Annotated in this window: 22 protein-coding genes; 8 read left to right on the top strand and 14 right to left on the bottom strand. The window is 69.2% G+C overall.

Annotated elements, in window-relative coordinates:
• The first annotated feature begins 17 nt into the window (after positions 1-17).
• The gene (gene desA / locus FMM06_RS00945) at positions 18-1,412 is read left to right on the top strand and encodes a syringate O-demethylase (protein ID WP_143554352.1); all 1,395 of its coding nucleotides are present in this window, start codon (positions 18-20) and stop codon (positions 1,410-1,412) included.
• 16 nt (positions 1,413-1,428) lie between these two features.
• Here the strand turns inward: desA and FMM06_RS00940 are convergent, their stop codons facing one another.
• From FMM06_RS00940 to FMM06_RS00910, 7 genes are all read right to left on the bottom strand, one after another.
• A complete protein-coding gene (locus FMM06_RS00940) occupies positions 1,429-2,169 on the bottom strand; it encodes an IclR family transcriptional regulator (RefSeq protein WP_143554351.1) in 741 nt (246 codons plus the stop codon).
• Complete coding sequence (locus FMM06_RS00935) at positions 2,166-2,561, bottom strand: nuclear transport factor 2 family protein (RefSeq protein ID WP_143554350.1); 396 nt, start codon at positions 2,559-2,561, stop codon at positions 2,166-2,168. Before FMM06_RS00935 ends, FMM06_RS00940 begins: the two co-directional genes overlap by 4 nt.
• A gap of 10 nt (positions 2,562-2,571) precedes the next feature.
• Positions 2,572-5,013: a TonB-dependent receptor gene (locus FMM06_RS00930; RefSeq protein ID WP_143554349.1), complete on the bottom strand. Its 2,442-nt coding sequence runs from the start codon at positions 5,011-5,013 to the stop codon at positions 2,572-2,574.
• Positions 5,014-5,054: 41 nt separating this feature from the next.
• Positions 5,055-6,656 (bottom strand): benzoylformate decarboxylase, encoded by a 1,602-nt coding sequence (gene mdlC / locus FMM06_RS00925; RefSeq protein WP_143554348.1) that lies wholly within the window; start codon positions 6,654-6,656, stop codon positions 5,055-5,057.
• Positions 6,653-7,786 carry a cobalamin-independent methionine synthase II family protein gene (locus FMM06_RS00920; RefSeq protein WP_143554347.1) on the bottom strand — a complete coding sequence of 378 codons (1,134 nt, stop codon included), beginning with the start codon at positions 7,784-7,786 and terminating at the stop codon, positions 6,653-6,655. Before FMM06_RS00920 ends, mdlC begins: the two co-directional genes overlap by 4 nt.
• A gap of 211 nt (positions 7,787-7,997) precedes the next feature.
• Positions 7,998-9,035 carry an amidohydrolase family protein gene (locus FMM06_RS00915; protein ID WP_185964984.1) on the bottom strand — a complete coding sequence of 346 codons (1,038 nt, stop codon included), beginning with the start codon at positions 9,033-9,035 and terminating at the stop codon, positions 7,998-8,000.
• A gap of 50 nt (positions 9,036-9,085) precedes the next feature.
• Positions 9,086-9,988, bottom strand: coding sequence for a LysR family transcriptional regulator (locus FMM06_RS00910; RefSeq protein WP_143554345.1), 903 nt, complete (start codon positions 9,986-9,988; stop codon positions 9,086-9,088).
• 118 nt (positions 9,989-10,106) lie between these two features.
• On the opposite strand from FMM06_RS00910, the gene FMM06_RS00905 reads away from it, so the two are divergent.
• The 7 genes from FMM06_RS00905 to FMM06_RS00875 are packed head-to-tail and all read left to right on the top strand — an operon-like array spanning position 10,107 to position 17,691.
• Positions 10,107-12,506 carry a TonB-dependent receptor gene (locus FMM06_RS00905; protein WP_143554344.1) on the top strand — a complete coding sequence of 800 codons (2,400 nt, stop codon included), beginning with the start codon at positions 10,107-10,109 and terminating at the stop codon, positions 12,504-12,506.
• Entirely contained in the window at positions 12,506-13,624 is a 1,119-nt protein-coding gene (locus tag FMM06_RS00900) for an FAD-dependent oxidoreductase (protein WP_143554343.1), read from the top strand. Before FMM06_RS00905 ends, FMM06_RS00900 begins: the two co-directional genes overlap by 1 nt.
• A gap of 10 nt (positions 13,625-13,634) precedes the next feature.
• Complete coding sequence (locus tag FMM06_RS00895; protein ID WP_143554342.1) at positions 13,635-14,537, top strand: VOC family protein; 903 nt, start codon at positions 13,635-13,637, stop codon at positions 14,535-14,537.
• A 4-nt stretch (positions 14,538-14,541) separates the two neighbouring features.
• Entirely contained in the window at positions 14,542-15,702 is a 1,161-nt protein-coding gene (locus tag FMM06_RS00890; protein WP_143554341.1) for an alpha/beta hydrolase family protein, read from the top strand.
• The gene (locus tag FMM06_RS00885) at positions 15,699-16,157 is read left to right on the top strand and encodes a hypothetical protein (protein ID WP_143554340.1); all 459 of its coding nucleotides are present in this window, start codon (positions 15,699-15,701) and stop codon (positions 16,155-16,157) included. Before FMM06_RS00890 ends, FMM06_RS00885 begins: the two co-directional genes overlap by 4 nt.
• Before the next feature lie 14 nt (positions 16,158-16,171).
• Entirely contained in the window at positions 16,172-16,732 is a 561-nt protein-coding gene (locus tag FMM06_RS00880; protein WP_143554339.1) for a cupin domain-containing protein, read from the top strand.
• Positions 16,729-17,691 carry a fumarylacetoacetate hydrolase family protein gene (locus FMM06_RS00875; RefSeq protein WP_143554338.1) on the top strand — a complete coding sequence of 321 codons (963 nt, stop codon included), beginning with the start codon at positions 16,729-16,731 and terminating at the stop codon, positions 17,689-17,691. Before FMM06_RS00880 ends, FMM06_RS00875 begins: the two co-directional genes overlap by 4 nt.
• On the opposite strand, the gene pobA is transcribed toward FMM06_RS00875, so the two are convergent.
• The 7 genes from pobA to FMM06_RS00840 all read right to left on the bottom strand — a co-directional run bounded on the left by pobA (position 17,688) and on the right by FMM06_RS00840 (position 24,141).
• On the bottom strand, positions 17,688-18,845 hold the full coding sequence (gene pobA / locus FMM06_RS00870) for a 4-hydroxybenzoate 3-monooxygenase (RefSeq protein WP_143554337.1): 1,158 nt from the start codon (positions 18,843-18,845) through the stop codon (positions 17,688-17,690). The two genes, FMM06_RS00875 and pobA, sit on opposite strands and share 4 nt — an antisense overlap.
• Positions 18,842-19,780, bottom strand: coding sequence for a Gfo/Idh/MocA family oxidoreductase (locus FMM06_RS00865; RefSeq protein WP_143554336.1), 939 nt, complete (start codon positions 19,778-19,780; stop codon positions 18,842-18,844). Before FMM06_RS00865 ends, pobA begins: the two co-directional genes overlap by 4 nt.
• Positions 19,777-20,640 carry a class III extradiol dioxygenase subunit beta gene (locus tag FMM06_RS00860; protein ID WP_143554335.1) on the bottom strand — a complete coding sequence of 288 codons (864 nt, stop codon included), beginning with the start codon at positions 20,638-20,640 and terminating at the stop codon, positions 19,777-19,779. The genes FMM06_RS00865 and FMM06_RS00860 overlap by 4 nt, the downstream gene beginning before the upstream one ends.
• On the bottom strand, positions 20,640-21,068 hold the full coding sequence (gene ligA / locus FMM06_RS00855; RefSeq protein WP_143554334.1) for a protocatechuate 4,5-dioxygenase subunit alpha: 429 nt from the start codon (positions 21,066-21,068) through the stop codon (positions 20,640-20,642). Before ligA ends, FMM06_RS00860 begins: the two co-directional genes overlap by 1 nt.
• On the bottom strand, positions 21,065-22,081 hold the full coding sequence (locus FMM06_RS00850) for an amidohydrolase family protein (RefSeq protein ID WP_143554333.1): 1,017 nt from the start codon (positions 22,079-22,081) through the stop codon (positions 21,065-21,067). The genes ligA and FMM06_RS00850 overlap by 4 nt, the downstream gene beginning before the upstream one ends.
• Positions 22,078-22,902, bottom strand: coding sequence for an NAD(P)-dependent oxidoreductase (locus FMM06_RS00845; RefSeq protein WP_235889194.1), 825 nt, complete (start codon positions 22,900-22,902; stop codon positions 22,078-22,080). Before FMM06_RS00845 ends, FMM06_RS00850 begins: the two co-directional genes overlap by 4 nt.
• Positions 22,903-22,992: 90 nt before the next feature.
• Positions 22,993-24,141, bottom strand: a complete 1,149-nt coding sequence (locus FMM06_RS00840; RefSeq protein WP_143554331.1) for a LysR family transcriptional regulator — start codon at positions 24,139-24,141, stop codon at positions 22,993-22,995.
• Between the last annotated feature and the right edge of the window lie 79 nt (positions 24,142-24,220).

The following is a 24,220-nucleotide window of genomic DNA, read 5'->3' as shown; positions in this document are numbered from 1 at the left end:
AAACCAGGAGCCGACCCATGACCCAGACCCTCGAAGCCATGCTGAGCGACGGTGGCGACATCGTCGAACTGCTGCGCAACCAGCAGACCGGCCCCAACGCCTATCCCGGCGTGCCCGCCGAATATTCGAACTGGCGGAGCGAGCAGCTGGCGTGGGTGCAGACCTGCGTGCTGTTCAACCAGTCGTACCACATGGTCGACCTGGAAGTGTCGGGCCCCGACGCCTTCGCCATGCTCAACTATCTCGGCGTCAACAGCTTCAAGGGCTTCGTCCCCGACCGCGCCAAGCAGTTCGTCCCCGTCACTCCCGACGGCTATGTCATCGGCGACGTCATCCTGTTCTACCTCGAGGAGAACCGCTTCAACCTCGTCGGCCGCGCCCCGGTGATCGAGTGGGTGGAGTATCACGCCCAGACCGGCAAGTGGAACGTCACCGTCGAGCGCGACGAGCGCACCGCCGTCCGCCCCGACCCGCAGAACCGCAAGTCGTTCCGCTTCCAGCTGCAGGGGCCGAACGCGATGAAGACGCTGGAAAAGGCGCTTGGGCAGACGCCGCCCGACCTGAAGTTCTTCCACATGACGACGATGACGATCGCCGGCGTCAAGGTCCGCGCGCTGCGCCACGGCATGGCCGGACAGCCGGGGTACGAGCTGTTCGGGCCCTTCGCCGACGGCGAGACCGTCCGCCAGGCGCTGATCGAGGCGGGCAAGGACTATGGCCTGACTCTCGTCGGCGGGCGCACCTATTCGTCGAACACGCTCGAATCGGGCTGGATCCCGTCGCCGCTGCCCGCGGTCTACACCGGCGAGGCGCTCAAGCCCTATCGCGAATGGCTGACCGCCAATTCGTACGAGGCCAAGGCGTCGATCGGCGGCAGCTTCGTCCCCGACAGCGTCGAGGGCTATTATCTGACGCCCTGGGACCTGGGCTACGGGCTGTTCGTCAAGTTCGACCATGACTTCATCGGCCGCGAGGCGCTGGAGAAGATGGCCGACCAGCCGCACCGCAAGAAGGTGACGCTGGCGCTCGACACCGAGGACGTGCTGCGCGTCCAGAGTTCGGCGCTGCAGAAAGGCGACCGCGCCAAGTACATGGAGTTCCCGTCGGCGGTCTATTCGATGCACCCCTACGATTCGGTGCTGATCGACGGCAAGCACGTCGGCGTGTCGACGTGGATCGGCTACAGCGCCAACGAGGGCAAGATGCTGACGCTGGCCATGCTCGACGCCGAGCATGCGACGCCGGGCACCGTCGTCACGCTGTTGTGGGGCGAGCCGAACGGCGGGACCCGCAAACCGACCGTCGAGCCCCACGTCCAGACCGAGATCAAGGCGGTGGTCAGCCCGGTACCCTACTCGGAGGTCGCGCGCGACGCCTACGCCGACAGCTGGCGCACCCGCCAGCCGGCGTAACTCACTGCGGCGCGCGTCAGCCCGACCCGAGCAGGTCGGCGGCGCGCGTCAGCAGGTCGGTGGCGCGGCGCTCGACCGCCGCGTCGAAGCGCACCGCGGGGATCGCGACGCTGAACGCACCCACGACCTCGTCGTCGATGCGCGCCGCGCGGCCCATGCCGATGATGCCCGGCGTATGCTCCTCGCGGGTGTATGCGAGGCCTGTGCGGCGGACCTGCTCGATCTCGGCGCGCAGGCCGTCCGCGCCGGTGATGGTCGAGCCGGTGAAGGCGACGCGCTCGCTGCCCGCGAGATAGGCGTCGACTTCGGGGTCGCTCATCGCAGCCAGCAGCGCCTTGCCCGCCGAGAAGCCGTGCAGCGCGGCGCGCGACCCCGTCCGCACGGCATAGCGCAGCGCCTGCTCGCTGGTCTCGGTGGCGAGCGCCTCGACCTCCCAGCCGTGGCGGACGAAGAAGGACGCGGTCTCGTTCAGCTGGATGCGCAGCGTCCGCACCAGTGGCGCGACGGTCTCCGCGAGGCTGAACACCGGGGTCTGCGCCTGCAGCCGCGCGAGCCCGGGACCGCTCGCATAGCGCCGCCCGGTACGCGACAGATATTCGCGCTCGACGAGCGTGCCGAGCAGGTACGACAGGCTGGAGACCGGAATGCCGAGCGCCTCCGAAATCTCCTGCGCGACCAGCGGCCGGCCGCGCGACACGACGTATTCGATGATGTCGAGCGTCCGCGTCGCCGACTTGACGGGCGGCGCGTCGCTCATGGCGCGAAGACGATCGACCCGCGGCGCTCGGCGAAGCGCCAGCCGTCGGGCGTCGCCACGAAGCGGTCGTGGAACGAGCCGACGAGCGGCGGGCCGGTGCCGGTGAACAGCAGCATCGCACTCTCGCCGCGCGCCGCCGTCGCACTCTCCACGTCTACCACGACATTCGCGCAGACGTGGCGGGTGACGCGCGGCGGGCGGCCCTGCAGCGCCGCGAGGATCGCCGCACGGCCTTCGATCCGCACGTCGGGCGCGGTCGGCCGGATCATCGCCCCGTCCTCAGCATAGAGTGCCGCGACCGCCGCCCAGTCGCCGGCGTCGATCCTGTTGGCATAGGCCGCGATCAGCCGCGCACAGTCGGCCTCGGCGGCGCGGCGCTCGTCGTCGGTCATGCGGCTCCCATCAGAAACGATACCCCAGCGTCGCGCCGAAGGTGCGCGGCGGCAGGTAGATCACCCCGATCAGGCGCCCGGTGGCAAGCGCAAAGGTGCTGGCGGGGCGGAAGGTGTCGCCGAGGTTCTTGACCCACGCCTGCACGGTCACCCGGTCGCCCTCCATCGCATAGGTCAGCGACGCATCGACCATCGTGTAGGACTCGCTCGCCTCGATATCGCGCTTGAACTCGCTGAAATAGGTCTTGCCCTTGTACGACACGTCGATCGACGGGGTCAGCGAGCCGCCCAGCCCCGGCGTCGCGATCTCGTACGCGGCATGGACGTTGTAGGCCCAGCGCGGGCTGTTGCGCGTCGGATTGCCCGCCAGCTGGATGTTACCGCCGCCAGGTGCGCCGAACGCCGTCGGATCGGGGTTGGTGACGGCGTTGTACGGCGTGCCGCCGGTGACGTTCGCCGGGTTCAGCGGGTCGAGCGTCAGGTAATCGACGAACTGCGAGTCGGTGTACGACACCGCGCCGGTCAGCGTCAGCCCGTCGACGGGGCGCGCATTGGCCTCGAGCTCGAAGCCCTTGGCCTTGGTCTTCGCGGCGTTCTGGAAGATCGTCTGATAGCCCGTCGGGCCGCCGGGGATCGTCTTGTTGAGCTGCAGCCCGTCGAGCTTGTAGCTGTAGCCTGCGAGGTTCATCGTCAGCCACGGCGTGACGCTCGCCTTGATGCCGACCTCGTGGTTCTTGATCGTCTCGGGATCGACGATCGTCGTGCTGCCCGCGGCGTTCTCGGGCGACCCCGCCTTGAAGCCCTCCGAATAGGTGTAATACAGCAGCAGGTCGCGATTGGGCTGCCATTCGAGGCCGGCGGTCGGGGTGAAATCCTTGAACGTCCGCTCGCGGCGCGTGCCTTCGGCGGTGAACTGGACGACCGGGCCCAGGCCGTTGCGCGTGATGATGATCGCCGGATTTTCCGACGTGACGCGCTCGCTCGAATAGCGGCCGCCCAACTTGATCGTGAAGCCCGACAGCGCGTCGCTGAGTGCCCCCAGCTTGATCTCGGTCTGGCCGAACACCGCATAGGTCCGGTCGCCGAGGTTGGAGCGGGTGCAGACCCGCTTAGGGGCGATGATCGTCGAACCGCCGGTCACCGTGCCGGGTCCATAGCCGCACAGCTCGTACGCGGTGTCGAGGTTGACTCCGGCGGCCTGCAGCACGCCGATGTTGCTCGCCTGGCCGTTGCGATTGCTCAGGCCCACCGTGTCGCGCGGCCGCTGACGCTCGTTGAAATAATAGAGCCCGAGCACGGCGTTCATCAGGTCGGAGTTGTAGTTGAGCTGGAATTCGTTGCTGAACTGCTTCGAATCGATGCGCCGCTCCTGCACCGTCGTCGCCTGGCCGGTGGTCGCGAGGCTGTTGATCACCGCCGACAGGTCGAGATCCTGGAACAGCGCCGACTTGAAGCGCCGATAGCTGGCGATGTTGGTGATGCTCAGCGTGTCGGTCAGTTCGGTCGAGAAGGTGCCGGTGAAGGCGTAGGAATCGGTCTTGGTACCCGGATCGGACTCGGTCGCGAGGTCGCGCGGCTCGGTCGCGTACCCGCCGACCCCGAGCGAGGCGAGGCGCGCGACGCCGGGGTAGGAGGCGCGGCGGAAGTGGATCGCCCCCGACGCATCGTCCTGGCGGAAATACTCGCCGCTGAGCAGCAGCGAGGTGCGCGTGCCGAGGTCGAACAGCAGCTGACCGCGAATCATGCGGCGGTTGAGATTGTCGATGTCGCTGCCGTTGACCGGGTTCTCGCCGAAGCCGTCGCGATCCTCGGTCTTCGCGGCGACGCGGAAGCTGATCCCCGGCGCGATCGGTCCGCCGACCGCAACCTCGCCCTGCAGCGCGTTGTAATTGCCGTAGGTCAGCCGGGCATAGCCCTGGAACTCGTCGGTCGGCTTGGCGGTGATCAAATTGATCGATCCGCCGACGGCGTTGCGGCCGTACAGCGCGCCCTGCGGCCCGCGCAGAACCTCGACACGCTCGAGGTCGAACAGCGAGGTCAGCTGCGCCTCGGCCCGCGCGACGTAGGCGCCGTCGACGTGGAGTGCGACGCCGGTCGCGCTGCCCGTCGTCGAGGTGTTGGCGCCGACGCCGCGGATGAAGATCTTCGCCTGGTTGAAGTCGCTGCCGAAATTGACCGCGGGGACGAGCGTCTGGAGGTCCTGGAGGTTGTTCACCTGCGCCGCCTGCAAGCGGTCGGCACCCAGCGCGCTGACCGCCGCCGCGACGTCCTGCAGCGACTGGCGGCGCTTCTGCGCGGTGACGACGATGTCGCCGGCGTCGGTCTCGGTCTCGGCGGCCGCGACGGGCACGCCTGCGCCCGGTGTCGGACCGGTCTCGGCGGCGGGGGCCGGGGCCTGCGCAAGGGCGCTCGTCGTCGCGAGCAGGGCGGCGGTGAACAGGATGGTCTTCATGGGTCTCTCCCTGAGGTAGCCGGGTCTTGCGCCCGGTTCGATCATTGCGGTTGAACGATGACTTCGAGCAGGCGCGGGCCGGGCAGGTCGAACAGGCGGCGGATCGCGGCGTCGAGGCCGGTGACGGTTTCGACGCGCTCGGCCGCCATGCCCTGGCTGGTCGCGAGGCCGACGAAATCGATGCCGGGCAGCTTGCTGCCGACCGCCTCGATCCCGAACAGCGCGGCGAAATGGTCGAGCGCGACATAGCCGCCGTTGTTGACGACGACGAAGCGCACGTCGGCGGCGTGCTGCACCGCCGACCACAGGCCCTGCACCGCGTACATCGCCGACCCGTCGCCGAGCAGGCACAGCACTGGTCGCTCCGGCCGCGCGAGAGCGACCCCGACCGCGGCGGGCAGGCCGTGACCCAGGCCGCCGCTGGCGCAGGTGTGGAACTCGTCGCCGGCGCGGATCGGGAAATGGTCGTGCAGCGGCCCGCGGGTGCTCGGCGCTTCCTCGACGATGGCGATGCCCGCCGGGCGCAGTGCCGCGAGGCGCGCCATCAGCAGCGCGTCGGTCAGCCGGTCGGCGGCGGGCGGGGGTACGTCGCGCACCGGCATCGGCCGCCGTTCGCGCAGGCGGATACGCCCGAGCAGCGCGTCGAGCGCCAGAGCGACGTCGCCGACGATCGCGAGTCCCTGCGGCATGCGCGCCGCGACCGCGGGGTCGTCGCCGATCTGGACCAGCGTCGCGCCGTCGGGGACGAACGGCCCCCTGCCCTCGACGTGAAAGGTGAACGCCGGCGCGCCGAGCACCAGCACGCAGTCGGCATCGCCGAGCGCGCGGACGATCGCCTCGCGCGAAGCCGGCAGGAAGCCGCGGAACAGCGCATGGTCCTCGGGAAACGGATTGCGCGCGGCCATCGGCGCGACCCAGACGCCCGCGCCGAGCCGCTCGGCGAGCGCCACCAGCTGCGCGCGTGCGCCGTTGTTGGCGACGCCCGCGCCCGCCACGATGACGGGCCGCGCGCCCGCGTCGAGCAGCGCCACCAGCTCGTCGATCGCTGCGGGATCGGGTGCCGTACGGCCGGCGACCCGCGCCGGGACGTGGACGCCGCACGGCCGCTCCCAGTCGTCGATCGGGATCGACACGAAGGCCGGCCCGCGCGGCGCCTGCATCGCGATGTGCCAAGCCCGCGCGATCGCCAGCCGCACGTCCTCGGCACGCGCCGGCTCGACGGCCCATTTGACGAAGGGCTGCGGCAGCTCGGTGGCGCGTTCGGCGTAGAGGAAGGGCGCGTGCGGCAGGATCGAGCGCGCCTGCTGCCCCGCGGTAACGACGAGCGGCGTGCCGTTGCGATAGGCGGTGAACAGATTGCCCATCGCATGGCCGACGCCGGCCGAGCTGTGCAGATTGACCAGCGCCGCGCGCCCACTCGCCTGCGCGAAGCCGTCGGCCATGCCGAGCACGATCGATTCCTGCAGGCCGAGAATGTAGCGGAACCCCGCCGGCAGATCGCGGAACATCGGCAGCTCGGTCGACCCCGGATTGCCGAAGATCGTCGTCATGCCCAGGTCGGCGAGCAGCGCCATAACCGCGTCGCGCACCGTCGGCCCCTCGGCGCGCGCCAGCGGCTCGACCTGCAGGCCGTGCGCGGTCAAGTCAGCCGTGCCGCCGCAATGTCGGCACCCTCACGCAGCGCGCGCAGCTTCATCCACGTCACCGCCGGGTCGATCTTGCCGTAGCCCGCAAAGGTGCCGAAGCCGCAGTCGGTGCTGGCGACCACACGGTCGGCGCCGACGATCGCGGTGAACCGCTCGATGCGCTGCGCGATCAGCTCGGGATGCTCGACATAGTTCGAGCAGGTGTCGATCAGCCCGGGCGCGAGAATCTTGTCGTCCGGCAGCTTAGCGTCGCGCCAGATCGTCCATTCATGCTCGTGGCGCGGGTTGGCCGCCTCGAACAGGATCGTCGCGGGGCGGGCGCGCAGGATGATGTCGATGATCCGCTCAAGCGGGATGTCGTGGGTGTGCGGCCCTTCGTAATTGCCCCAGCAGATGTGCATCCGCATCGCTTCCGGCGCGATGTTCGCGGTCGCCGCATTCAGCGCCTCGACGTTGGCGGCGATGGTGCGGAGGAATTCGGCCTCGTCCATGTCCTGATAGCCGGTGTGGCGCGACATCGCGAGGTCGGGGCAGTCGAGCTGGACCTCGAAACCCGCCGCGGCGGTCGCCTCGTACTCGGGCCGCATCGCATCGACGAGCGCCGCCAGATAGGCGTCGTGGCTCGGATAGAAGGCGTTGGGCTGGAACGCCGTGATCAAACCTGGCGATGCCGCATTGAGGAAGGCGCGGGTGCCGTTGCCATGGCGGTCGAGCGCGCCCTTGAAGCGCCGGATGTCGTCGTGGAGCGGCTCGAGTGTGCGTAGCTTGACGGGGGCGATGCAGACGGCTCGCGTGAACTCCTGCGCGCCCATGATCGCGGCGAGCTTCTGGCGCAGCTCGGGCAAGGGTGCGAGGTCGAGCGCGGGCTTGCGCGCGCTGTTGCCGCCGAAGCCTTCGAGCCGCTCGATGATATAGGTCGAATAACCGACCTTGCCGAGTTCGCCGTCGCTGACGACGGTTACGCCGGCCGCGACCTGCGCCGCGACGGCCGCATCGACCGCCGACTGGACGAGCGTGTCGAAGGCCGCGGGATCATAGGGTTCGCCGGCGTCGCGCGCGAGCAGCAGTGGCGTGAGTTCGGGGCCGCGCGGCAGGCTGCCGACATGCGTGGTTGCGATCACCGTCATGCGCCGCGGCTCGAACCGGTTCGCAAGATCCGCGCGTCGTCGGTCACCGCATCCTCCCAAATCGATACGCGCTGCGACCACCGTTGATCGGCGGTTTCACATGAACGAAAGTTTCGCAGACATGATGATAAGTCTTTTGGGAAGGACGGGCAAGGGAAACGGGGTGCGGCAAACCGGACCATGCCGGCCCGGCGAGCGCGTCGATCAGGCCCTATAGAGCGAGCAGAGCCCTGGCGTTTGCGCACTCGATTCCCGCAAGCTGCGGCGCCGACAGGCCGAGCTTGGCGAGGGCAGCGCGCGAACTCGCCAGGCCGCCCCAGGGGAAGTCGGTGCCGTACAGAATCTGGCCGGCGGGCAGCGACGCCGCCAGCGCGGCCATGGCGCCGGGCGTCGTCACGCTCGCGGTGTCGACGTAGAGCCGCGACAGCGCCGCGACCGGTCCGCCCGGCACCTTCGCCAGCAGATCGCGCCGCACATAACCCATCGCCGCGACGCGCTCGGCGACCATCGGCAGGATGCCCCCGCCGTGCGAGAAGATGAAGCGGATGTTCGGATGGGCGTTCAGCGTCCCCGACCACAACAGGCTGGCGATCGTCCGCCCGGTATCAACCGGAAACTCGATCAGCGGCGTCGCCATTTCGGGGACGAGCCCAGCGCAGCACGGCGCATCGGTCGGGTGGACATAGACGACCGCGCCGCGCCGCCCCAGCCAGGCGAACAGCGGCGCGAATTCGGGGCTGCCGAGGTAGCGGCCGCCATAGTTCGACAACAGCCCGACGCCGCGAACCCCCGGCAGCGCCAGCGCGCGCTCGGCCTCGCGGATCGCGCCGTCGACGTCGGGCATCGGCAGCGCGGCGAAGAAGTCGAAGCGGCCCGGGTGCGCCTTGCCGAGGCCGGCGGCATAGTCGTTGCAGTCGCGCGCCAGCGACCGTGCCTGCGCGGCGTCGCCGAAATGCACGCCGGGGGCCGAGATCGACAGCACGGCGCGGTCGATGCGCGCGGCGTCCATCGCCGCCAGCGACGCCTCGGGCGTCCAGGCCAGCACCGCCGCGACGCCGGTCGCGAACTTGTCGAGCCAGGGCTTCGCCAGCGGCTTGTAGAAGGGCGGCAGGAAGTGGTGGTGGACGTCGATCGCGCTGGTCGTGAAGACCGGCGCCGGCCCGGGCGTCTGCGCGTGGACGTGCGTGCCCAGCGTCGCGGCGGCCCCGCCCATGACGAACGCGCGGCGGCTGATGGTCAACGATGGCATGGACTTGGCCTCCCCTTGCCGGTCTTTGGGCATCGCCGGCGCGGCGCTTGTCAAGCCGTGGCGGCGGCGACGGCGCGTAGCCGGGTGCGCAGCCACAACAGCCCCTCGTCGCGGGCGCGGGTCGAGTGATATTGCACGACCTCCTGCATCGGCGGGATGTCGAACGGCACCTCGACGATCTTCAGCAACAGGCCCGGCGCCATCAATCGGGCGAGGCGTTCGTGCATCAGCGCGATCCGGTTCGTGCCCGGCAGCAGCCACGGCGTTTGGATGAACGACGGCGAGATGACCTCGACCCGCCGCGTGATGCCGCGATGCGCGAGTACGTTCTCGACGAAGGTGTTGCGGCCGACGATCTGCACCGCGACATGGCCGGCGGCGACGAACTGCTCGATGGTCAGCGGCGCGTTGAGCAGCGGGTTGCGCTCCCAGCCCGCGACGACATGGCGTTCCTCGAACAGCAGTTCGGTGGGATGCTGCGGGTCGACGAACTCCTCGGGGGTCAGCGTCAGGTCGAATTCGCCCTTCGCGAGGCGCTGCGAGGTTTCGTCGGTGGGCAGCGAGATATCGAGGCGGATCGACGGCGCCTCACGCTCGAGATGGCGCGACAGGGGCGCGATCACGACGGTGGTGATGTAATCCGACGCGGCGATGCGGAAGCGCCGCTCCGACGTCCTCGGATCGAACCCCGCCGCCGACGCGATCAGGCTGCGCAGCATGATGATGGCGCGGGCGATCTCGGGCGCCAGCGTCAGGGCGCGCGGCGTCGGCACCATCGTCCGCCCGTGCAGCACGAAAAGCTCGTCCTGGAACGCGTCGCGCAGGCGCTTCAACGACGCGCTCATCGCCGACTGGGTGATGTTGAGACGCTGCGCCGCTGCCGTCACGCTGCGCTCCTCGAGCAGCATCTGCAACGCGACGAGCAGGTTGAGATCGAAACGATCGAGGCGCATCCATCACTCCCATTTGTGGATCCGCATTATTTATAAAAACTGGACCGATAGCCAGCCGCCTGCGATCTGCGTCCCGACAAGCCGGGAAACGGCAGCGAAATAGTCTGGGGAGGGCATGATGCGGGGAATTCTGCTGGCGGGAACGGGTCTGGCGCTGTTGAGCGCGGCGCCCGCGGCGTGGGCACAGGATCAGGCAGTGCCTGCTGCAGGGCCGGTCGCGGTCGCCGCCGCCGAGGAAGAGGGCCTCGTCGACATCGTCGTCACCGCCCAGCGCCGCGAGGAATCGGCGCAGCGCGCGGGCATCGCGATCGACGTCGTCTCGGCCGACACGGTGCTCAACCAGGGCGTCACCCAGCCATCGGACCTCAATCGCATCGTGCCCGCGCTCGCCGTCCAGGACGCGGGCGGCGCGAACAAGACCTTTTTCCTGCGCGGCGTCGGCAATTTCACCGTCAACGGCTATTCCGATCCCGCGATCGCGGTGAACTACGACGGCGTCTATCTCGGCCGTCCGACCTCGACCTCGGGGCTGTTCTACGATCTCGACCGGCTCGAGGTGCTGAAAGGTCCGCAAGGGACGCTGTACGGGCGGAACGCGACCGCAGGCGCGATCAACATCCTGCCGGCGCGGCCCAGGCTGAACGAGCTGTCGGGCTTCGCAAGCGGCAGCTACGGCAACTACAACGCCTTCAACGTGCAGGGCGCGATCAACCTGCCCGTCGGCGCCACGGCGGCCGTGCGCATCTCGGGCAATATCGTCGACCGCGACGGCTATCTGTCCGACGGCACGTCGGACGAGAAGACGCAGGCGGTGCGCGCGCAGCTGCTGTTCGAGCCGTCGTCGGACCTGACGCTGCGCCTCGCCGCGGATTATTCGCACGTCGGCGGTAAGGGCATCGGCTCGTCGTACGAGGGGCAGTACCGCTTCAACTTCCCGACCAACAACTACACCTTCGTGCCGTCGGGCCTCGGCCGCTCGACCGGCATCTTCGATCCGCGTGCGCAGGCCTATCGCCAGACTTTGTTCCTCGGCGTTTCGGGCCGCACCGCGGCGCCGCTCGACGACGACATCTACCAGGACAACGACTTCTACGGGATCAACGGCGAGCTGAACTGGGATACCGACATCGGCACACTGACCATCCTGCCGGCGTACCGCGAGTCGAAGCTCGACTATAAGTTCGGCGCGCCCGCCTTCATCGGCTTCATCCAGGAAGAAGACCGCCAGTTCAGCCTGGAGGCACGCTTCGCCGGCAAGCGCATGGGGGCGTTCGACTATATCCTCGGCGCCTATTATTTCGACGAGAGCATCGACGGCGATTACACTTTCGCGCAGCAGTCGCTGAACACCTATCAGGAGTTCACCTCCTCGACGAAGAGCTGGGCGCTGTTCGGCCGGCTCACCGCGCACGTCTCCGACCGCCTCCGCCTGATCGGCGGCCTGCGCTACACCGAGGACGACAAGAAATTCGCCGGCCAGGCCGACGTGTTCGTCGTCGTCTGCACGGTGCGCAACGCCTTCGGCCAGCCGAGCTGCCCGACCGTGCCGCTGCTGCCGGTCGGCGACAGCTTCAATACGCTCCAGCCGCCGTTCATCATCCCGCCGCCGGGCCAGGCGCGCCCGATCGGTGCGACCGGCGCGATCCTCAGCCGCGTCCAGACGCCGGTGAACACCACGCTGGGCTCGAGCGAAGTGACGTGGCGCGCCGCGGCCGAGTTCGACGCCGGTGACGCCTCGCTGATCTACGCCAGCGTCGAGCGCGGCTACCGCTCGGGCGGCTTCTCGCTCGCGGCGGGCTTCGAGACCTATGCGCCGGAGTTCATCACCGCCTACACGATCGGCACCAAGAACCGCTTCCTCGACAACCGCCTGCAGGTGAACGTCGAAGCCTTCATCTGGGATTATGTCGATCAGCAGATCGGCCGCATCGGCGTCGACGCCAACGGCAACCAGGGCCAGCTGACGCAGAACATCGGCCAGTCCAAGATCAAGGGCTTCGAGGCCGGCGTGCAGGTCCTGCCGCTCGTCGACACGCTGCTCAGCGCCGATGTCCAGTATCTCGACAGCAAGTACGACAGCTTCGTCTACAGGCAGCCCGCCGGCGCGACGCCGCCGCTGACCGGGTGCGCGCAGACGCTGAGCGCCGGGATCTACACGATCGACTGCAGCGGCCGCCCGGCGTTCAACGCGCCGAAGTGGACGGTCACGCTGGGTGCGCAGCAGACGGTGCCGATCGGCAACTACAAGCTGGTCGCCAATGTCGACACGCAGTACCGGTCCGAGCGCTTCGTCCAGGCCGAGTTCCTGCCCGAGGAGCTGGTCGGCGGCACCTGGACGAGCAACGCCCAGATCGCCTTCGGTCCCGAGGACGACCAGTGGCAGATCGCCGCCTTCGTCCGCAACATCGAGAACGAGCGCATCGTGATCAACACGCCGATCTACAGCTTCGGCTCGGCATTGCTCGCCTCGACCTCGGCGCCGCGCACCTACGGGCTGCGGCTGCGGGCGAAGTTCTGATGGGCAGCCCCCTGGATATCCTGATCGTCGGCGGCGGCATCGGCGGGCTGACCGCGGCGATCGCGCTGCGGGCGCGCGGGCACGCGGTCACGGTGATCGAGCGCGACCCGAGCTGGTCGGTCTACGGGGTCGGGATCATCCAGCAGGGCAATGTCATCCGCGCGATGACCGAGCTGGGGGTCATCGACGATTATCTTGCGGCCGGCGTCGGGTTCGACAAGGTCGCGGTGCATGCCCCCGACGGCACGCTGGTCGCGCAGGTGCCGTCGAAGCGCCTCGTCGAACGCTATCCCGCGAACCTCGGGATCAGCCGCCCCGCGCTGCACGAGATCCTGGGGCGCCGCGCCAAGTCGGGGGGCGCGGAGGTGCGGCTGGGCATCACGCCGCTCGCCCTCGACGACGACGGCGACGGCGTCGACGTCAGCTTCTCCGACGGTACCGCCGCGCGCTTCGACATCGTCGTTGGCGCCGACGGCCTGTATTCGGAAACCCGCGCGAAACTCTTCCCCGATGCGCCGCAGCCCGCGTTCACGGGGCAGGCGGTGTGGCGCTACAACCTGCCGCGCCGCGCCGGGCTCGACGCGCTGCACGTCTACAATGGCCGGATCGGTGCGGGCCTCGTGCCGATGAGCGACGCGCTGATGTACATGTACGTGACGACGCCCGAGCCGGGAAACCCGCGCTACGAGCGTGACGGGCTGGCGAGCGTGCTGCGTGCCAAGCTGGCGCAGCATGCCCCCGACATCCGCACGCTCGCCGAGGGCATCGTCGACGATGACGGCGTCGTCTATCGCCCGCTCGAGACGCTGCTGGTGACCGGACCGTGGCACAAGGGCCGCATCGTGCTGCTCGGCGACGCGGTGCACGCGACGACGCCGCACCTCGGCCAGGGTGCGGGCATGGCGATCGAGGATTCGCTCGTGCTCGCCGACGAGGTCAGCCGTCACGACGACCCCGAGGCCGCCTTCACCGCCTATCGCGAGCGGCGCTTCGACCGCTGCCGCTACATCGTCGACCTGTCGCTGGCGATCTGCCGCGGCCAGCTGGGCAAAGGCCCGCCGGTCGACAACGCCCTTGCCACCGCCGAAATGTTTCAGCGCACCGCTGAGCCAATCTGAGAGCAGCCCCATGAGCCGTGTCACCGAAATCCGTTACGTCGGCTACGGGGTCCAGGACCTCGCTTCCGAGCGGCAGTTCTACGCCGACGCCTGGGGCCTGGTCGAAGTCGCCGACAAAGACGGGCTGGTGTATTTCAAGACGCACGGCGCCGCCGAGCATCACGTCGTCCGGCTGCGCGAGGCGGGCATCAATCACATCGACGTCATCGCGCTGTCGGCGGATACGCCCGCCGATGTCGATGCGCTGCACGACAAGGTCATCGCGGCGGGGTGCAAGGTCATCCACGCGCCTCGCGACCTCGACGCACCGGGCGGCGGCTACGGCTTCCGCTTCTTCACCACCGATGGCCTGCCGTTCGAGATTTCGGCAGGCGTCGCGCCCGGCGACAGCCGGACGATGGCGCGCTGGGAGGGTATGCCGGTCAAGATCAGCCACATCGTCCTCCACTCCCCCGACCACAAGGCGATGGCGGCGTTCTTCAGCGACGTGCTGGGCTTCCGCGTGTCGGACTGGCTCGGCGACTTCATGGTATTCCTGCGCTGCAACTCGGCGCACCACCGCATCGCGCTGCTGCCCGGGCCGCCGTGCCTCAACCACGTCGCCTACGACATGCTGACCCTCGACTGCATGATGCGCGGCGTCAGCCGCCTGAAGAAGCTGGGCACCGACCTGCGCTGGGGCCCCGGGCGCCACACCGCAGGCAACAACACCTTCAGCTATTTCACGACGCCCAACGGCTTCGCGGTCGAATACACGTCGGAGCTCGACGAGGTCGATTTCGACACCCACGAGCATCAGGTCCACAAGCCCGGGCCGCAGGTCATGGACCAGTGGGGCATCGGTACCGGCGGGCCGCAGACGATGCCCAAGCCCGTCGCCGACCCCTGCCTGTTCCAGCCGACCGCGGTCTGATCCGATGGCCCTGTTCGAATATTTCCCGAATTACATCTGGAACCTGTCGATCGCCATCGCGCTCGAAAGCGGCGGGCGCATCGGCGAGATCATCGACATGTGCCAGCCGATCCGCGACGCCGCGGCGGGCGGGGCGGATGCCGGCACGCCGCAGTTCATGGCGCGCTGGGTCGAGATGGCCGACCGGCTGATCGACCTGGCCACCGAGGACGAGGCGCAGGGCCGCGGTTTCTCGGCATCGGACAAGCTCGAGCGCGCGTCGCTCTACCTGTTCGTCGCCGAGCGCATGCAGGCGCACGGCTCGCCGGGCCGCGAGGCGATCTATGCACGCGCCCGCGACACGTTCGATCGATCGACCAAATTGGGTGCGATCGACCGCGAGCGGGTCGAGATTCCGCTCGCCAGTGGCGGCACCATGCCCGCGCTGTTCATTCGCGCGCCCGGCCCCGGCCCGTCGCCCGCGGTCGTTTATTGCAACGGCCTCGATAGCTGCAAGGAGCTGCTCTACTGGTCGGGCCTGCCGGAGGCGCTGGCAAAGCGCGGCATCTCGACCCTGTGCGTCGACCAGCCCGGATCGGGCGAGGCGCTGCGCCTGCAGGGCCTGCCCGTCGATCCGCACAGCGAGAGCTGGGCAACGCCCGCGCTCGACTGGCTGCAGGGCCAGGACCATGTCGACGGCGCACGCATCGGCATGACGGGGATCAGCCTGGGCGGTCATTTCGCGCCGCGTGCCGTCGCCAACGAGCCGCGCTTCGCCTCGGGCGCGGTGTGGGGCGCGAACCACAACTGGCGCGAGGTTCAGGACAAAAGGATGAAGCGCGAGGGCGAGAACCCCGTCCCGCACTATTGGGCGCACGTCTTCTGGGCGTTCGGTGCGAGCGACATGGACGACTTCCTGTCGCGCAGTGCCGAAATGTGCCTCGACGGGCAGATGGAGCGCATCAAGGTGCCGTTCCTCGTCACCCACGGTGCCAACGACCGGCAGATCTCGGTCGATTACGCGCACCAGTCGCACGCCCAGCTGGTCAACAGCCCGCGCCGCGAGCTGCGCATCTTCACCGCGCGCGAGGGCGGCGTCGAGCACGTCGGCGCGGACAACATGGCGTTCGGCCGCGACTATATCGCCGACTGGTTCGCCGACACGCTGGGCGGCCGCGCCGGGTGATCACGGCGGCCGACCATATCCGGCGCGAGACGCTGATCAGCATCGCGATAAACGGGGTGCTCAGCCTCGTCTTCACCGCGATCTTCTTCGCGCCCTTCGCCGACATCGCGGTCCCGGGGCTGGCCTTCGACTTCGTGCCGCAGTCGTTCGCGATCACGCTGATGTCGGTGCTCGTTCCGGGCTTCCTGACGCGGCGCAAGCTTTCCGCCGGCGGTGTCGCGCCGCTCGGCGGGCGGTCGGTGCTGCCGCGCTCCTTCGTCCTGCGTGCGCTGCTGCTCGCCGTCATTGCAGCGGGCGTCGGCTACGTCCTGGGCCTTGCCTTCGATGCCGTCGTCGGCGTGCCGACGCTGGCCTGGGGCACGGGTGCCGCGATCAAGATCGCCTATGGTGTGCTGCTCGCGGCTGTAGTCACGCCGATCGGGCTGCGGGCCGAACTGCGGCGCACCGCGCGCTGACGACAGGAGAGACCATGACCACCGCCCCCTTCCGCCGCATCGTCACCGGGCACGACGCCCAGGGTAACGCGATCATCCAGGAGGACGGCCCGCCGCCGCGCGTCCAGCGGATCGGCGGCGAGATCGGGCCGATGTTCTACGAGGTGTGGAACACGCGAGGAACGCCCGCCCCCATCGACCGCAATTCGGGCGAGCCCGCCGAGGCGGGCATCGTCCTCGCCCCGCCCAAGGGGGGCACGCGCATCCGCGTCCTCGACATTCCGCCCGAGGACGAGCGCCTGTCGCAGCTGACGCCCGAGGAGGCCAAGGCGCATTTCGCCGAGGTCGGCGCGGGCGCGGCATCGTCGCATTCGGCCAATTCGCGCCACGCGATGATGCACCGCACCGAGACGATCGACTACGGCATCGTCCTCGACGGCGAGCTCGTGCTGATCGTCGACGAGGGGGAGACCGTCGTGCGCCAGGGCGACATCGTCATCCAGCGCGGCACCAACCACGGCTGGGCCAACCGGTCGGGGCGCAACTGCCGGATCGCCTTCATCCTGATCGACGGCCAGTTCGAAGACGGGCTGTGAGGCTCGCGACGCGGCCGGGCGCCGGTCCCGACGGCGAATTGATCGTCGTTTCGGACGACGGCACGCGCGCTGCGGCGTCGCCGCGCTGGCCGAACCTGCTCGCCGCGATCGGCGACTGGGCGGCAGCCGAGGGCGACCTGCGCGCGCTCGCGGCATCGGTCGAAGCCGGCCAGGGCGAACCCTTCGATGCCGGCACGCTGCGCGCGCCGCTGCCGCGGTCGTGGCAATGGCTCGACGGCTCGGCCTTCTCGACCCACGGCGAACTGATGCAGGTCGCCTTCGGCACGGCGCCGATCGAGACCGACAAGCCGCTGATGTATCAGGGCATGTCCGACCGCTTCTACGGCCCGCACGACCCCGTGCCCTTCCCCGACGAAGCGCATGGCATCGATTTCGAGGGCGAGTTCGGCGTCGTCGTCGATGCGGTGCCGATGGGCATTTCGGCGGCCGACGCGCTGGGTCACATCAGGCTGATCGTCCAGATCAACGACTGGTCGCTGCGCGCGCTCGCGGTACCCGAGATGAAGACCGGCTTCGGCTGGGTACAGGCCAAGCCCGCGTGCTCGATGGCGCCGTTCGCGGTCACGCCCGACGCGCTGGGCGATGCATGGCACGACGGCCGCGTCCGACTCAACCTCGCGATCGAATGGAACGGCGCCGCCTTCGGCCACGCCAACGGCAGCGAGATGCAGTACGGGTTCCACGACCTCGTCGCGCACGCGGCCGCGACGCGCGACCTCGTCGCCGGCACGATCATCGGGTCGGGAACGGTCGCGAACCGCGGCTATGCCGAGGTCGGGTCGAGCTGCATTTCCGAACGCCGCGCGATCGAGATGATCGCCCATGGCGCTCCCTCGACCGGCTTCATGAAGTTCGGCGACCGCGTCCGCATGGCGGCAATCCAGCCCGACGGCGCAAGGCCCTTCGGGGCGATCGATCAGGTCGTGGTCCGCCGCTAGAGCGGCAGGCCGACGTAATTCTCGGCAATCGCGGTCTGCGCGGCGGTCGACCCGGCGATATAGTCGAGTTCGGCCAGCTGCATCCGCCGTTCGAAGGCGCCGTCGCCGGGAAAGCGGTGCATCAGCTTGGTCAGCTGCCAGCTGAAGCGCTCGGCCTTCCACACCCGCGCCAGCGCACGGCGCGAATAGTCGTGAAGCCCGCTCTCGTCGGCCCGCGCGTAGTGGCCGGCCAGCGCCTCGGACAGATAGGCGACGTCGGACGCCGCAAGGTTGAGCCCCTTGGCCCCGGTCGGCGGCACGACATGCGCGCAGTCGCCCGCGAGGAAGAGCCGCCCGTGACGCATCGGCTCGCCGACGAAGGAGCGCAACGGCGCGATCGACTTGTCGAGCGCCGGGCCGCGCACGATTCCCTGCCCCGCCGGGCCGAGCCGGATGGCAAGCTCATCCCACAGCCGGTCGTCGGGCCAGTCCTCCAGCCGTGCGTCGCCGGGTACCTGGATATAATAGCGGCTGCGCGTCGGCGAACGCATCGACGCCAGTGCGAAGCCATGGTCGTGGTTCGCATAGACCAGCTCGTCATCGCACGGCGGCACGTCGGCGAGGATGCCCAGCCAGCCGAAGGGGTAGGCATGCTCGAAGGTCTTGCCGATCCCCGCCGGGATCGCCGCGCGCGAGGGCCCGTGAAACCCGTCGCAGCCGGCGATGAAATCGCAGTCGAGGCGCTCGCCGTCGCCCCAGGTCAGGAACGGCGCGGCGCTGTCGGCATCGTGGATCGCAACCCCGCTCGCCTCCCACACAATCGGCAGCCCGCGCTCCGGTGCGGCGGCGATCAGGTCGCGGGTCACCTCGGTCTGCCCGTAGACGGTGACCGAGCTGCCGGTCAGCGCGGCGATGTCGATGCGGATCTGCCGCTCACCGTCGGCCAGCGCGAAGCCGTGGTGCGGCAACCCTTCTGCGTTCAGGCGCGCGTCGATGCCGAGCCGGTGCAGCAGGTCGGTCGTCGTCCGTTCGAGCACCCCGGCGCGGATGCGGGCCTCGACATAGGCGGCAGCCTGGCGCTCGACGATCACGCAGTCGATGCCCTCGGCGCGGAGCAGGTGACCCAGCAGCAGTCCCGCGGGACCCGCGCCGATGATCGCGACCTGCGTCCTCAACTCAGCTGGGCCTCGAGGTCGGCGAGGACGCGGTAGCACGGCAGCACCTGCGCGACGCTGGAATTGGGCTCGCGCCCTTCGCGGATCGCGGCGACGAACTCGCGGTCCTGCAGCTCGATGCCGTTCGACGACACCGCGACGCCGCTCAGGTCGACGGGCTCTTCCTTGCCGGTCACGAGGTCGTCGTAGCGCGCGATATAGGTCGCGGTGTCGCCGATGTAGCGGAAGAAGGTGCCGAGCGGCCCGTCGTTGTTGAAGCTGAGCGACAGGGTGCAGATCGCGCCGCTCTCGGCCTGCAGCTGGATCGACATGTCCATCGCGATGCCGAGGTCGGGGTGGAGCGGCCCCTGCAACGCGTTGGCACGGACGATCGGCCCCGCCTGATAGGCGAACAGGTCGACGGTGTGCGCCGCGTGGTGCCACAGCAGATGATCGGTCCACGACCGCGGCTGGCCCTTGGCGTTGATGTTGCTGCGGCGAAAGAAATAGGTCTGCACGTCCATCTGCTGGATCGCGAATTCGCCGCGCACGATGCGGTCGTGGACGTACTGGTGGCTAGGGTTGAAGCGCCGCGTATGGCCGACCATGCAGGTCAGCCCGGTCTCGACCTGCTTCGCCAGCACCGCCTCCGCCCCCGCCAGACTGTCCGCCAGCGGAATCTCGACCTGGACATGCTTGCCCGCGTCCATGCAGGCAATCGCCTGTTCGGCGTGGAGCTGCGTCGGCGTGCACAGGATGACCGCGTCGACATCGTCGCGTGCCAGCGCGTCGGCGAGCTCGGTCGAATGGTGGCGCGCCCCGTATTTTGCGGCAACCGCCGCCGCCTGATCGGCGGTGCGGCTGACGATCGAGACGATCTCGACCCCGTCGATCAGTCTGAGTCCGTCGAGATGCTTCTCGCCGAACGCCCCGGCACCGGCCAGCGCGATCCTCATGCCACGGGCTCCAGCACGATATGCCCGACCGCGGTGTTGCTCGCAGGCACGTGGTAATGGCGGTGCAGCAGCCGCGTCTCGCGCCCCAGCGCGCCGCGCATGACGAGCCACATCACCATCTCGATGCCCTCGCTGCCGGTTTCGCGCAGATATTCGATGTGCGGGACATGGCGGAGCCGGTCGCTGTCGCCGATCAGCCCGTCGAGGAAGCCGTTGTCCCAGTCGCGGTTGATCAGCCCTGCGCGCGGGCCCTGCAGCTGGTGGCTCATGCCGCCGGTACCCCAGATCTGGACGTTCAGATCCTCGGGGAAGGACGCGACCGCGCGCGCGACCGCCTCGCCCAGCGCCCAGCAGCGGTTGCCCGTCGGCGGCGGGAAGGTGACGACGTTGACCGCCAGCGGGATCACCTTGCACGGCCAGGCGGCGGGCGTCGTGAAGGCGGCGTCGGTGCCGAAATTCATGCTGAGCGGCACCGTCAGGCCATGGTCGACGTCCATGTCGTTGATGATCGTCATGTCGAACTCGTCGAGGATCAGGCTCTGCGCGATATGCCAGGCGAGGTCGGGGTGCCCCTCTACGACTGGCACCGGGCGCGGTCCCCAGCCCTCGTCGGCGGGCACGAAGCGTTCGGCACAGCCGATCGCGAAGGTCGGGATCAGCTTCATGTCGAACGCGGTCGCGTGGTCGTTGAAGACCAGGATGACGACGTCGGGCTTGGCCTCCGCCGCCTGCCAGGCCCGCGTCCATTCGTAGCCGGCGAAGGCGGGGGCCCAATAGGCCTCCGCGGTCTTGCCGAGGTCGACCGCGACGCCGAGCGCGGGGATGTGGCTCGTCGCGACGCCGGCGGTGATGCGTGCCATTAGTTCGCGCCCTTGTTGTCGCCGCTGGCGGCGTTGGCCCGGATCGAACGCTGCCCGACCGCCGAGCGGCCGCCGGCGACCATCATCGCCTGATAATCCTCGACCGACATGCCGGTCATCGTGCTGACCGCCTGAACGAAGCTGAGCCCGTCGGTCGAAAACATCTTGGCGAGGAAATAGATGTTGCCGCCGAGATCGAGCAGCCGGTTGTAGTCGCGCGACAGCACGGCCTTGCGCTGCTCGTCGGTCAGATGCCAGTCGGCGAGATATGCCGCCTCGTCGGCCTTCCAGCGCGCGCGATTGTCGGCCTTCATCAGGCTCATCGCGAACTGGTTGAGGTGATAGCCCTCGCGCGCGCGCTTTCCCGTGTAGACGCGGGTCCCCGGAATATCCTCGAGCTCGGCGAAATAGGCGTGAATGTCGGTCATCGTCCGCTCGCTTTCAGCTGCGTGTCGAGGCGCGGGAAGACGCGCCGCGCATTGCCTTCGAAGATCGCGTGCTTTGCCGCCGCGTCGACTGGCAGCGCGTCGACATAGCGCTTGGTGTCGTCGAAATACTGGCCGGTCGTCGGGTCGATCCCGCGCACCGCGCCGACCATCTCGCTGCCGAACAGGATGTTCTTCGTCTCGATGACCTGGGCCAGCAAGTCGATGCCGGGCTGGTGATAGACGCAAGTGTCGAAGAACACGTTGTTCATGACGTGCCCCGACAGATCGGGCTTCTTCAGCATGTCGGCGAGGCCGCGATAACGCCCCCAGTGATAGGGCACCGCCCCGCCGCCGTGGGGGATGATGAAGCGCAGGGTCGGGAAGCGCGCGAACAGGTCGCCCTCGATCAGCTGCATGAAGGCGATGGTGTCGGCGGCGATGTAATAGGCGCCGGTCGCATGCAAACCGGGGTTGCACGATCCCGAGACGTGGATCATCGCGGGCACGTCGAGCGCCACCATCGCCTCGTAGAACGGGAACCAGTATTCGTCGGTCAGCGGCGGCGAGGTGAAGTGCCCGCCACCGGGATCGGGGTTGAGGTTGCACCCGACGAAGCCAGCCGCGACGCAGCGCTCGAGCTCGGCGATGCTCGCGTCGAGGCCCGCGCCGGGCGACTGCGGCAGCATGCAGACCCCGGCGAAAACGTCGGGGTACAGGGCGCAGACGCGCGCGATCAGGTCGTTGCATGCGCGCGCCCAGGCGATGCTGACGCCCTCGTCGCCGACGTGGTGCGCCATCGCCGAGGCACGGGGGCTGAAGATCGTCATGTCGGCGCCGCGCTCGCGCAGCAGGCGCAGCTGGTTCGCCTCGATCGTCGCGCGGATGTCGTCGTCGGAAATCTCGGGGTACGGCGGCGGCGCCTCGCCGGCCTTGAACGCCGCGATCTGCGCGGTCCGCCACGCGTCGTGCGCCGCCGGGGCAGTGGTGTAGTGGCCGTGGCAGTCGATGATCATGCCGCGAGCGCCTCCAGCTTGGCATCGAGCCCGGCGACATGGCCGAGGCCGAGGGCCCCCAGTTCACGCTGCCGCTTCGCCGTCGCGCGTGTCATCGAGGGTACGACGCCCAGGCCTTCGAGAGTCGCCGCGACCTCGTCCATTTCCGCCGCACGGCGGAGCCCGTGGACCATCATGCGGTCGAGGTTGTAATCGGCGCGGGTCGCCCAGTCCTCGCCGAGCGCGGCGAGCACCTCGGCGACGACTCCCGCCCGGGCGGCGGCGATCATGCATTCGGCGGTCAGCGCCTCGACGCCCTTGATGACGACCGAGCGGATCATCTTGACTGACGCAGCCGCACCCGTGTCCCCGGCGATGAGCTTCAACGACGTGAAGCCGATGGCGCGCAGCGCGTCGACGGCCGCTGCGGCGTGCGCGCCACTAACCAGCAAAGGCACGCCCAGACGCTTCGGGTGAACCGGGGCCATCACCGCGACATCGACGTAGCGTCCGCCCGCGGTATCGATCACCGCCGCCGCAGCGCGCTTGGTCGCGGGCGCGACCGAGTTCAGGTCGAGATACAGCGCGCCTGGCGATATGCGGGGGGCGGCGGACTGCGCGGCATTCAATGCCTGATCGGCGGTCACCAGCGAAAGCACGACACCGGCCCCGGCCAGCGCCTCGGCGACGGTCATCGCCGCCGTGACCCCCGCTCCCCGATACTCCGCCAGCTTGGCGTCGCGGCGGGCCGGGTCGTCGGTCTGGATGTCGAACGCCGTCACGCTGCCGCACCGACCCGGCGCACCGGCAAAGGCGAGCCCCGCCTCGCCGCATCCGATCATGGCCACATGCGCTGTCACGCCCGAATCGCTAACCGACGACCGCCTTACCCGCCAATCGAAACGCCGCGCCCGGTATAATCCTGGGCTAAGTCACTTGCCGGCGGCGGCGTCCAGCGCGGCGAGGAATGCGCTCTGCAGCGCGGTCGGTCGCCAGCCCGCGCGGGTCGTGACGCCGATGGTCCGCGCCAGCTCGCCCGGGGTGTCGCTGATCTTGACCAGCCAGCCGGCCGCCAGCTCGGCCGCGACCTGATCGGGCGACAGCAGCGTCAGGAAATCGCTGTCGAGAAGGATCTGGCGGATCGTGATGACCGACCCGCACTCGATCGGGACCGGCGGCGCGGCGACGCCGGCTGCGTCGAACATGCGCTGCCACAATGTGCGCAGCGGCGTCCCCGGCGCGGCGATCGTCCAGTCGAACTCTGCCAGGACGTCGGCGGTCACGCCCGCGCGCCCGGCGAGCGGATGGCCTACGCGGCCGATGATCACCGGCCGGTCGACCAGCAGCGGGCGCTGGTCGATGTCGCTTCCCGCAACCGGCGCGCGCAGTGCCCCGATCAGCAGATCGATCTCGCCGTCGCGCAGCGGCTCGATCAGTTCGGCGTGCGACCCTTCGACGATGCGCACCTCGACCTGCGGATGGCTGCGATGAAAGGCCGTCGCCGCCGCCGGGAGCAGGCGCGCGCGCGACAGTGGCATCGCCCCGATCGTGATGCGGCCCGTCTCACGGCCGTTCAGGACCGCGAGTTCCGACGCCGCCGCGACCAGTTCGGCACGCGCCAGCCGGAAGGCGCGCACCGTGCGCCGCCCCGCCGCGGTCAGCCCGATCCCCCGGCCGCGCCGCTCGACGAGCGGCCGCCCGACCGCCAGCGACAGGTCGCCGATCGCACGGTGCAGCGACGGCTGGGTCACGCCGCCGTTGCGCGCCCCGTCGACATAGCTGCCTGCGTCGGCGAGCGCGATCAGCGCCCGCATCTGGGACATGGTCACGCGGGGGTTGCCGATATGGTGCAGCGCCGCCTCGATCCGCGGCACCAGCAAGTCCGCCGCGGCGGTGCCCGCCATGCCGTCGGGCCGGCGCTCGAAAAGCGACAGGCCGACCGCCGCCTCGACCTTGGTCAGCGCCTGGGTCACTGCGGGCTGCGACAGGTTGATCGACTGCGCCGCGGCACCGATCCGCCCGAGCGCCGCCACCTGGGTCACCGCGCGGAGGTGGCGGAGGTTGAGCGCGAGCAGGTCCATCGAAGGACTCTTAGCCAGAACTTATCGCCGGTCCAGAATTTCAACTTGTCCGGGCGCGCCGCCGCGGACAAGCAAAGTC

The sequence above is a fragment of the Glacieibacterium frigidum genome (assembly GCF_007097155.1).
GTDB classification, from domain to species: Bacteria; Pseudomonadota; Alphaproteobacteria; order Sphingomonadales; family Sphingomonadaceae; genus Glacieibacterium; species Glacieibacterium frigidum.
The sequence above is the reverse complement of the archived record's forward strand: the minus strand, read 5'-3'. Positions and strand labels throughout refer to the sequence as shown.